This window comes from Candidatus Aquicultor sp., from assembly GCF_054640775.1.
The window spans coordinates 1-8,988 of sequence record NZ_JBTSLF010000048.1; the positions used below are offsets into that span (position 1 = coordinate 1).

At 52.7% G+C, this 8,988-nt stretch carries 11 protein-coding genes; 1 reads left to right on the forward strand and 10 read right to left on the reverse strand.

Features of this window, described 5'->3' with window-relative positions:
* Both ACYC56_RS05720 and ACYC56_RS05725 read right to left on the reverse strand, forming a co-directional pair.
* The coding region (locus ACYC56_RS05720) for a DUF3307 domain-containing protein (protein WP_461373218.1) at window positions 1–495 on the reverse strand (495 nt) is incomplete at its 3' end.
* Between the two features lie 2 nt (window positions 496–497).
* The gene (locus ACYC56_RS05725) at window positions 498–1,190 is read right to left on the reverse strand and encodes a SatD family protein (RefSeq protein WP_461373219.1); all 693 of its coding nucleotides are present in this window, start codon (window positions 1,188–1,190) and stop codon (window positions 498–500) included.
* A 292-nt stretch (window positions 1,191–1,482) separates the two neighbouring features.
* Here ACYC56_RS05725 and ACYC56_RS05730 point away from each other — a divergent pair, with 292 nt between their 5' ends.
* Window positions 1,483–1,956, forward strand: coding sequence for a GNAT family N-acetyltransferase (locus ACYC56_RS05730; RefSeq protein WP_461373220.1), 474 nt, complete (start codon window positions 1,483–1,485; stop codon window positions 1,954–1,956).
* On the opposite strand, the gene ACYC56_RS05735 is transcribed toward ACYC56_RS05730, so the two are convergent.
* From ACYC56_RS05735 to ACYC56_RS05770, 8 genes are all read right to left on the reverse strand, one after another.
* Window positions 1,943–2,239: a YerC/YecD family TrpR-related protein gene (locus ACYC56_RS05735; RefSeq protein WP_461373221.1), complete on the reverse strand. Its 297-nt coding sequence runs from the start codon at window positions 2,237–2,239 to the stop codon at window positions 1,943–1,945. The genes ACYC56_RS05730 and ACYC56_RS05735 overlap by 14 nt on opposite strands.
* A gap of 133 nt (window positions 2,240–2,372) precedes the next feature.
* On the reverse strand, window positions 2,373–3,266 hold the full coding sequence (locus ACYC56_RS05740) for an MBL fold metallo-hydrolase (RefSeq protein WP_461373222.1): 894 nt from the start codon (window positions 3,264–3,266) through the stop codon (window positions 2,373–2,375).
* A gap of 54 nt (window positions 3,267–3,320) precedes the next feature.
* Window positions 3,321–4,085 carry a fumarylacetoacetate hydrolase family protein gene (locus ACYC56_RS05745; RefSeq protein ID WP_461373223.1) on the reverse strand — a complete coding sequence of 255 codons (765 nt, stop codon included), beginning with the start codon at window positions 4,083–4,085 and terminating at the stop codon, window positions 3,321–3,323.
* A gap of 2 nt (window positions 4,086–4,087) precedes the next feature.
* Window positions 4,088–5,689, reverse strand: a complete 1,602-nt coding sequence (cimA, locus tag ACYC56_RS05750) for a citramalate synthase (RefSeq protein ID WP_461373224.1) — start codon at window positions 5,687–5,689, stop codon at window positions 4,088–4,090.
* A 55-nt stretch (window positions 5,690–5,744) separates the two neighbouring features.
* Window positions 5,745–6,659 (reverse strand): branched-chain amino acid transaminase, encoded by a 915-nt coding sequence (locus ACYC56_RS05755; protein ID WP_461373225.1) that lies wholly within the window; start codon window positions 6,657–6,659, stop codon window positions 5,745–5,747.
* A gap of 149 nt (window positions 6,660–6,808) precedes the next feature.
* A complete protein-coding gene (locus tag ACYC56_RS05760; RefSeq protein ID WP_461373226.1) occupies window positions 6,809–7,867 on the reverse strand; it encodes a 3-isopropylmalate dehydrogenase in 1,059 nt (352 codons plus the stop codon).
* A gap of 95 nt (window positions 7,868–7,962) precedes the next feature.
* Window positions 7,963–8,466 carry a 3-isopropylmalate dehydratase small subunit gene (leuD, locus tag ACYC56_RS05765; protein WP_461373227.1) on the reverse strand — a complete coding sequence of 168 codons (504 nt, stop codon included), beginning with the start codon at window positions 8,464–8,466 and terminating at the stop codon, window positions 7,963–7,965.
* A 12-nt stretch (window positions 8,467–8,478) separates the two neighbouring features.
* A partial coding sequence (locus tag ACYC56_RS05770) for an aconitase family protein (protein ID WP_461373228.1) occupies window positions 8,479–8,988 on the reverse strand: 510 nt, incomplete at its 5' end.

Sequence of the window (8,988 nt, forward strand, 5' to 3'; positions counted from 1 at the left end):
GTTTTTTAATCCTTTAGCTAACCCGCCCGGCGGTATTTGCTCTAAGAACGGGCGGGTAACAGCGGAGACGAATGCCGAGCCGCCCCCTGTAGCGATGATAAATGCGATGGCCAGGATCAGGAATTTCGGTGAGTTGAGCGAATCGACCGTCGATTGGAATACCCTATCCGACGGGATGTGTAAGATGATGAGCGATGCAAGCGCGATGGCGAGAACGTGAAGCGCCTGGTCGGCAAGGAATAACCAGGTCGGGCCCGAGAAGTAGCGCGTTTTAAGCAGGTCGATGGCGAAGTGCGCCGCACCTATTAATAAAATAGCCATCGTAATGCGTCCGGTGAGGGCGGTGTTAAATAATACCGCTGCGACCAGGCAAAAGACGGCCGCATGCAGGAATGCTCCAGGGATAGACTTTGCCTTTAGCTCGACAAGCCACCGGGGCTGCAAAGGAAAATCGGCCAGCACGTGCGCGAGTAAAAGCTTAATAAAGACCAGCATACTTACTCTCCACCGGCTGCGTTCGGCAACGACCAGTCATCGATAAGACCGGCGCAACTGCTCACGAGGTAGTGCCCCAGGAAGTGCTCTGACTGATTGGTCTCGAACAAATGGGCGGCGTTTACCTGCTTTGAGATGTTTTGAAACGTCGTCCCGAATTGCGTGGCGGCGCGGGTCGCCGTCCCCGCGAGATTATAGACTTTGGCGGCCCACCATTGCTTCTCAGTACGCTCGCTGATAAGAACATCGTAAAGCATGTAGACGGTATCCACGGTATCATCGAATCCCCGCTCGCTTGCAAACCCCGTCAGGTGCTGCTTGTGTTTTAGGCCCCGTTTCTTTTGCTTGCGCTTTAAATCGTCCATGACATCGCGGGCGATATGAAACGCCGGGCCATCGACCTTACGGATATCCCCTGAAAGCTCTGTTGTAATCCCGCCAAAGCCGATTGCGATGCGGATTTTAACGGGGGCGACCTCTTCACGCAGCCTTCCCGCGATATACGGTGCTTTTGCCAGGTCGGTCAGTACGCCCTGAAACTCATCGCCGAGCGTAAACTGAAACGGTATGGCGATGTCTGCCGCAAACCGGGTGTTTATCTCCCCAAAAGCGGCCTCGATATGCCGCTGGGCCTGCTCTCTTTGCTCAAGAGCGCGCGATTCGATTATATCGCAGGTGATGACCGTGTAATTCACTATAAGTATCCCCCGTTGACTTGATCCAGCTTTGCCGTTACTACCAAATACGCCACTACATCAATCGCATTTGGTTTAGAATAGGTTAATCAACCGTATATAGTTGAATATCACGAATTCAACTTGTATTAGTTGATAACCTGATTATCGAACAGTCCCGCTGAAAACTCAACTATTATTTACGATAATTTCGTAAGAAATTTGGGTATCGGCGATTTGGGGTTTAAACGCTCTCCCACTCATGGCATAATCAGCTAATCATCTAAACATATTATCTTGGGATGGAGTGGCTATGAAGCTACAGGCGCGGACCGCAAGTGCCGATGATGTTATGCTCATGTACGGCTGGGCTAACGATCCGCTTGTGCGGGATATGAGTCTAAACCAGGGCACAGTGCCGCTTGATACATATAAACGGTTTTTCTCTGCACTGAGGCACGATACCGATGTGCTCCTTCTCATTGTCGAGGGTTTGAAGAACGAAGTATGGGCGCCGGTAGCGCACGTAAGATTGCATAAAGATGGGGCGATAAGCGTTTCGGTAGCCGCAGACTACAGGGGAAAACGACTTGCAAGCCCTGTAATATCGACTGCCCTTGATTTTGCCGCAGGGGTCTTTCCCCTGGACACGGTAATCGCGCGCATACAGCATAGAAACGTAGCGTCGATCAGGGCTTTTGAAGGGGCCGGATTTACCTTTAGCAGGGAGACGATGTGCAAAGGGCAGCCGTGTGTTGAGTACGTTTACAGAACTAGCGCTCTTTAGCCCGGTCGAGCATCAACCGGTAGCCGTCGGCCCCATACTCAAGGTACCGCTTAACGCGGCTGATCGTGGCGGTACTTGCCCCGGTCTCGGTAGCGATATCGATATAGGTTTCCCCCGCATCGAGCTTTCGCGCAACCGCCCAGCGCTGGGCCATCGACTTTATCTCCGCTACGGTGCAGAGGTCCTCGAAGAATTTATATGCTTCCTCCCTGTCCTCGATCTTTAAGATCGCATCAAAGAGGTCGTCTAGTTGGTCTGTCCGCAGCTTCTCGTCGAGCGCCATTACATTACCTCCAGGAATAATTCACCTTAGTGACGTAGTAACTCTTTATTATCTTAGCATAAAAAAGTGGATGGTTTCCGGATGCTTATTACATTTTGCAGCGATTACTGCAATTTGCGGGTGGTTGCTCTAATTACTCGACAGCTCGCCACATCAATCTGTTGGCGTCAAAATCGTATGTCACCAGACCCTCGCCGAGAAGGAAGCTCAGGTAGGCTTTCAGGGTATCCATGCAGAGGTAATATTGCTGCAGCGTGGTAACCGCCAGCCCGTGTTTCTTGCAGATTTCCCAGAGAATAGTCGCCGTTTGCGCCGGAACCTGCAGGATATGCAAGATGTCGTCGATACGATCCCGTATCTTCGTTAAATTCACATCCGCAAGCTCGGTTATATCGCCGGTCGGGGTAACATGCGAGGGAACGAAGCTCTTAGCGCCAACCCGGCTTAGCTTCTCTATCGATTTGGTCATCTCTCCCACGTTCACCATATAAATCAAGATGAGCTTATTCCAGGCGCCCGGCGAAAACACGCTATCGCCGCAGAAAAACACGTCATCGACGATAACTCCCATATGATTCGGCGAGTGTCCCGGGAGCGGGATGACCTTGAACTCTTTATCCCCTATCACCATGTACGGCTCCTCGAGAAGCTTGTCGACCGGGGACCGTTTTGCCATCATAAAGGGCTGCCTCAGTTCTTGGGGTGCTTCGGCGCCGTAAATATAGAACGGCTCGAGCGAGGGGTTTGTCATGATCGCCGCCTCGAACGGCGGTGCGTAGACCTTGCATCCGGTTATTTTGACCAGGTAGTTGTTGCCCCCGTAGTGGTCGGCGTGCGAGTGGGTGTTTATTATCACCGAGAGCTTCAGCTTCTCGGCCTCGAGCGCGGCAAGTATCATCTGGGCGCTGTCGTCATCCATACCCGAGTCCACAACCGCACATTCGTCGCCTGCGGTCCTTATGACACCGTAGTTCTGGTGGTCGGATAGATAATAGACGTCCTCGTTTACCTGGATCAGTTCCGGCATATCGCCTCTCTACCCTTCGATTCTCTCCAGCTCGAACACGACATACTGCTACTCCTAAAGCTTTATGACTTTATTCTTCAAGAGTCCTATCCCCTCAATTGTCAGCTCTATAACATCCCCGGGGACTATCGGCCCTACGCCCGGGGATGTGCCGGTAAGGATAATATCGCCGGGACAGAGGGTCATGATATGGGAGATATATGAGACCAGGTACTCGGGTTTAAAGTGCATGTTGATCGTGTTCGATGACTGCTTGACCTCACCGTTTACGGTTAATTTGATATCGAGGTGATGCGGGTCGTCATCGGGGAGCGTGGCGATATAGGGGCCGATGGGGCAGAAGGTATCGAAGCCCTTGGCCCTCGTCCACTGGCCGTCCTTTTTTTGCAGATCACGCGCGGTGATATCATTTGCACAGGTATAGCCCAGGATATGATCGATCGCCTGGGTGATGGGTACTTGCCGTGTCGTCTCCTTGATTACGATCGCAAGCTCGGCTTCGTGCTCGATCCACTTGCTCATCTGCGGATAGATGATATCATCATTGGTGCCGATCACCGATGAAGGCGGCTTGAGAAAGATAAGCGGCTCGTCGGGCATCTCCATATTGATTTCGCGGGCGTGGTCCGTATAATTCAGGCCGACAGCCACCACTTTAGACGGTATCGATGGCTCTAATATCCTTATCTTATCGAGGGGATACTTCTTCTCCGTGGGTGTGAACGGCTTGAAAGGCGTGCCGTCGATTACGCGGACCTCGTCTCCTTCAAGGATGCCGTAAGCGATCGGGCCGCCGTAGGTAAACCGAACAAATTTCAACTCTAACCTCCGTTTACTCCATTAAAACCGTTCTCCTCATGCACGCGCTTGTGCATCAGGCCGTATTCTATACTGTCAACGAGGGCCTGCCAGCTCGCCTCGATGATATTTTCCGAGACTCCGATTGTACCCCAGGTTTTCTTTCCGTCACCACTCTCGATAAGTACCCTGGTCACGGCACCTGTGCCCTTCTTCTCATCGAGCACGCGGACCTTAAAGTCGTTTAACTCGATATCCGCCAGTGCCGGATAGACCGTTTGGATGGCTTTTCTGAGCGCACCGTCGAGCGCGTTGACAGGACCGTTTCCCTCAGCCGCCGTTATGACCTCTTCGCCGCCGATTTGTAATTTGAGCGACGCCTCGGTCGCAACCCGGCCATCCTCGCGCTTCTCCATAATCACCCTGAAGCGCTCAAGCGTAAAGAAGTGGGGCTGTATCCCCAGCGCTTTTCGAATCAGTATCTCAAGCGACCCGTCAGCCGCCTCGAAATGATATCCGACGTGCTCGAGACCTTTGATCCGGTTGAGGATGTCCGTAACCTTATGCGGCTCGTCCGAGAGATCGATTCCGAGTTCCTGGGCTTTGAGGATGATGGTGCTCTTGCCCGCAAGCTCGGAGACTACCACGCGTTGGATATTGCCGACCAGACCCGGGTCGATATGGGCGTAGCCGCGCTCCTCGCGCTCGACCGCGCTGGTATGCAAGCCCGCTTTGTGCGCAAACGCGCTGTGACCGACATAGGCCTGCTGCGGGTACGGGCTTAAGTTTGCGATCTCGCTGACGAACAACGATGCTTCGGTTAGTAATTCTAACTGGTCGGGACCCATGACATCGATCCCGAGCTTAAGCTGCAGCGCCGGGATTATCGAGCAAAGATTGGCGTTACCGCAGCGTTCGCCGTAGCCGTTGATCGTCCCTTGTACCTGGGCGACCCCCGCCTGTACTGCGATGATCGAGTTTGCGACGGCGCATTCGGCGTCGTTGTGGGTATGTATCCCAAGGGGCGCGGTCACGTTTCGTTGTACCGCCTCGACTATCTCTTTTATCTCAAAGGGCATCGTGCCGCCGTTGGTATCACACAGGACGAGGCAATCGGCGCCAGCGCTTTCAGCGGCTTTCAACGCCGCAATCGCGTAGTCGGGTTTGTCTTTGTAGCCGTCGAAGAAATGCTCGGCATCGAAGAAGACCTCGAGTCCTTTTTGTTTCAAATAGGCGATCGAGTCGCTGATCATGTTGAGGTTCTCTTCGAGGGTCGTCCTCAGGGCGCGTTCGACATGGATATGCCAGCACTTGCCGACAAGGCACGCCGCACCGGCCCCCGATTCTACCAGGGACTTTAAGTTGACGTCGTCTTCGGGCTTGATATCTTTGCGACGCGTGCTTCCAAATGCGACGATCTTTGAGTTTTTTAGCTTGATATTCTTAACGCGCTCGAAAAACTCTATATCTTTTGGATTTGAGCCCGGCCATCCACCCTCGATGTAGTGGATGCCGAGTTTATCCAGCTCATATGCGATTTTTAATTTGTCGGATACCGAGAACGAGATGCGCTCACGCTGCGCCCCGTCCCGTAGTGTTGTGTCGTATAGTTTGACTTCTGCCATATCGCATACTCCCTACCAAAACCCACGTTCTAGACCTTCACCAATTCGTAATTCCCTAAACATGCTCAAGCCAATGGGCGTATGTGTCGTCCTCGCCTTTAATGACCTGGAAATACTTATTCTGCAGGACGGTCGTTACCGGGCCGGGTTTGCCGATTTCGCGCTTATCGACTTCGCGGATCGGTGTTATCTCGGCGGCGGTGCCGGTTACAAATATCTCATCGGCTAAGAAGAGGTCGCTCCTTACAAGGTCGCGCTCAATAACTTCGTAGCCCATATCGTTTGCCAATTCTATCACGGTGTCCCGGGTAATACCCTCTAAAATACTCGCCGACGTCGACGGTGTATGGATAACCCCGTTTTTGACGACGAATAGGTTCTCGCCCGTTCCCTCGGAGACAAATCCCCTGGAATCGAGCATGATGGCTTCTTCGTAATTGCTGTAGATGGCCTCCATCTTGGCGAGGATCGAGTTTATATACTGCCCGGTTGCCTTGGCCGCCGGCGGGAGCGAGTTCGGGTCGATCCTGCTAAATGAGGAGATCATTGCCCTAATACCGTTTTTGAGGCCGTCTTCGCCAAGATACGTGCCCCACGTCCAGGCTGCAATCGCAGCGTCAACGGGCGAATTCAATGGGTTTAACCCCATCTCGCCGTATCCCCTGTACACGATCGGGCGGATATAGCAGCTTTTCAACTTATTGACCCTGATCAGCTCTTTTGTGGCCTTGACGAGTTCGTCGACCGAATACGGTACCGGCATCAGGTAGACCTTTGCCGAGTTCAGCAGCCTTTCCATGTGCTCGGTAAGACGAAAAACGGCCGTTCCCGTTGGTGTCTCATATGCCCTGATTCCCTCGAACACGCCCGAGCCATAATGCAGGGCATGCGTCAGCACGTGCACCTGGGCTTTATCCCAATCCACAAATTCCCCGTTTTGCCATATCTTTTCAACTTTTTCTATTGGCATTCCGCGCTACCTCCCCAATTTAAGAGTCGGAATCCAGGAGCCAGAATTCAGAATAAAACCTAGAACCCACTCTCCGGATTTTCACTAATTCGTAATTCGACACTCGAAATTCGAAATTCTCCTGGATACTGACTCCTGGCTTCTGCTTCCTATCCTTCCCTCACCAAATCTGCGACCATATCGCCGATCTCAGATGTGCTATAGCCCATCTGGCCTGCGGCGAGGCTTTTTATCTTCTCGGCGGTTACGTTCATAACCGCCTGCTCTATACGTTTGCCCGCTTTTTGTTCGCCAAGGTGCTCCAGCATGAGCTGGGCGGCCGATATCGCGGCAAGCGGATTGATTACATTCATACCTGTATATTTAGGCGCCGAGCCACCGATCGGCTCGAACATCGAAACGCCTTCAGGATTGATGTTTCCGCCGGCGGCGATACCCATGCCCCCCTGGATCATCGCTCCAAGGTCGGTAATGATGTCGCCGAACAGGTTATCGGTAACGATGACGTCAAACCATTCCGGGTTTTTTATAAACCACATAGTAATAGCATCGACGTGCGCGTAATCGGTGGTGACGCCGGGATACTCCTTGGCTACATCGTAAAACGCGCGCTCCCAGAGGTCGAATGCGTAAGTTAAAACGTTGGTCTTACCGCACAGCGTGAGCTTGTTCTCCTTGTTGCGCTCTTTTGTATAGTCGAAGGCATAGCGGATGCAGCGCTCGACGCCTTTTCTCGTGTTGATGCTCTCCTGGATGGCGACCTCATCCGGGGTACCTTTCTTCAGAAAACCGCCGGCGCCCGCATAAAGACCCTCGGTGTTCTCGCGAACCACCACAAAATCTATCTCGTTCGGCCCTTTTTCTTTTATCGGAGTATAGACCCCGGGATACAGCTTGACCGGACGTAAGTTGATATACTGGTCAAGCTCGAACCTGATTCGAAGCAGGATGCCTTTCTCGAGAATTCCCGGCTTTACATCGGGGTGCCCGATTGCGCCGAGCAATATGGCGTCGAGTTTGCGAAACTCGTCGAACGCTGATTCGGGCAGGATCTCGCCTGTCTTAAGGTACCTGTCGCCGCCGAAATCATAGTGGACGAGTTCGTACTTGAAATTCTCGACTTCGCTTGCTACCTGCAAGACTTTTAAGGCTTCATTTACTACTTCGGGACCGGTTCCATCACCGGGTAAAACTCCGATCTTATACAATGTCTTCCCCCTTGGAATTGCGAATGTCGAATTGCGAATTAATATGTCTCGTCTTTTACGATTCGACATTCGCAATTCGAAATTTTATTTTACACTTATTTGGCTTGGGCTTTTACCTTCTCTTTTGTATAGTTGATAAGCCCGCCTTGCTTGATGATATTGCTGATGAACTCAGGGAACGGCTTTGCCTGGTACACTTTGCCGGTAGTGAGATTGGTGATCTCGCCTTTATCGGTATCCACCTGGACCTCGTCTCCGGTCTTGATCCCATCGGCCGCCTCCGGGCTCTCAAGAATGGCGAGCCCCATGTTTATAGAGTTGCGATAGAATATCCTGGCGAACGACTTGGCTATTACGCAGGAGATACCCGCCGCTTTGATTGCGATTGGGGCGTGCTCCCTCGAAGAGCCGCAGCCAAAGTTCTCATCGGCGACGATGATATCGCCGCTGTTCATCTTATTCATAAACTCCGGATCGGCATCTTCCATACAGTGCTTGCCGAGTTCAACCGGATCGCTTGTCTTTAAATACCGGGCCGGTATGATCGCATCTGTATCGATATCCCGCCCAAATTTCCACGTTTTTCCTTTGTATATCATAGTGACCCTCTCCTATATATGCTCTGGGCTTACGATCTTGCCGGCGATTGCGGATGCGGCGGCTACGGCCGGTCCGCTTAAATATACTTCGCTTTCGGGATGACCCATGCGCCCGACAAAGTTACGGTTCGTGGTCGCAAGAGCGCGCTCGCCCTTAGCGAGGATTCCCATATGCCCGCCGAGGCACGGCCCGCACGTCGGGGTGCTTACCGCCGCTTTAGCCTCGATAAATATATCGATCAGGCCCTCTCTCATGGCCTGGCGATAGATATCCTGTGTGCCGGGGATGATGATGCAGCGCACCTTCCTATCCACCGTGTGGCCTTTGAGGATCTGGGCCGCGATTCTCAAATCCTCCATCCTGCCGTTCGTGCAGGAACCGATGACTACCTGGTCGATACCGACATCGCCGACTTCGCTTATACCGCGTGTGTTTGAAGGCAGGTGCGGGAACGCTACCTGGGACTCGATGTTTGAGACGTCCCACTCGTAGACGGTAGCATACTCAGCATCTTCGTCGCT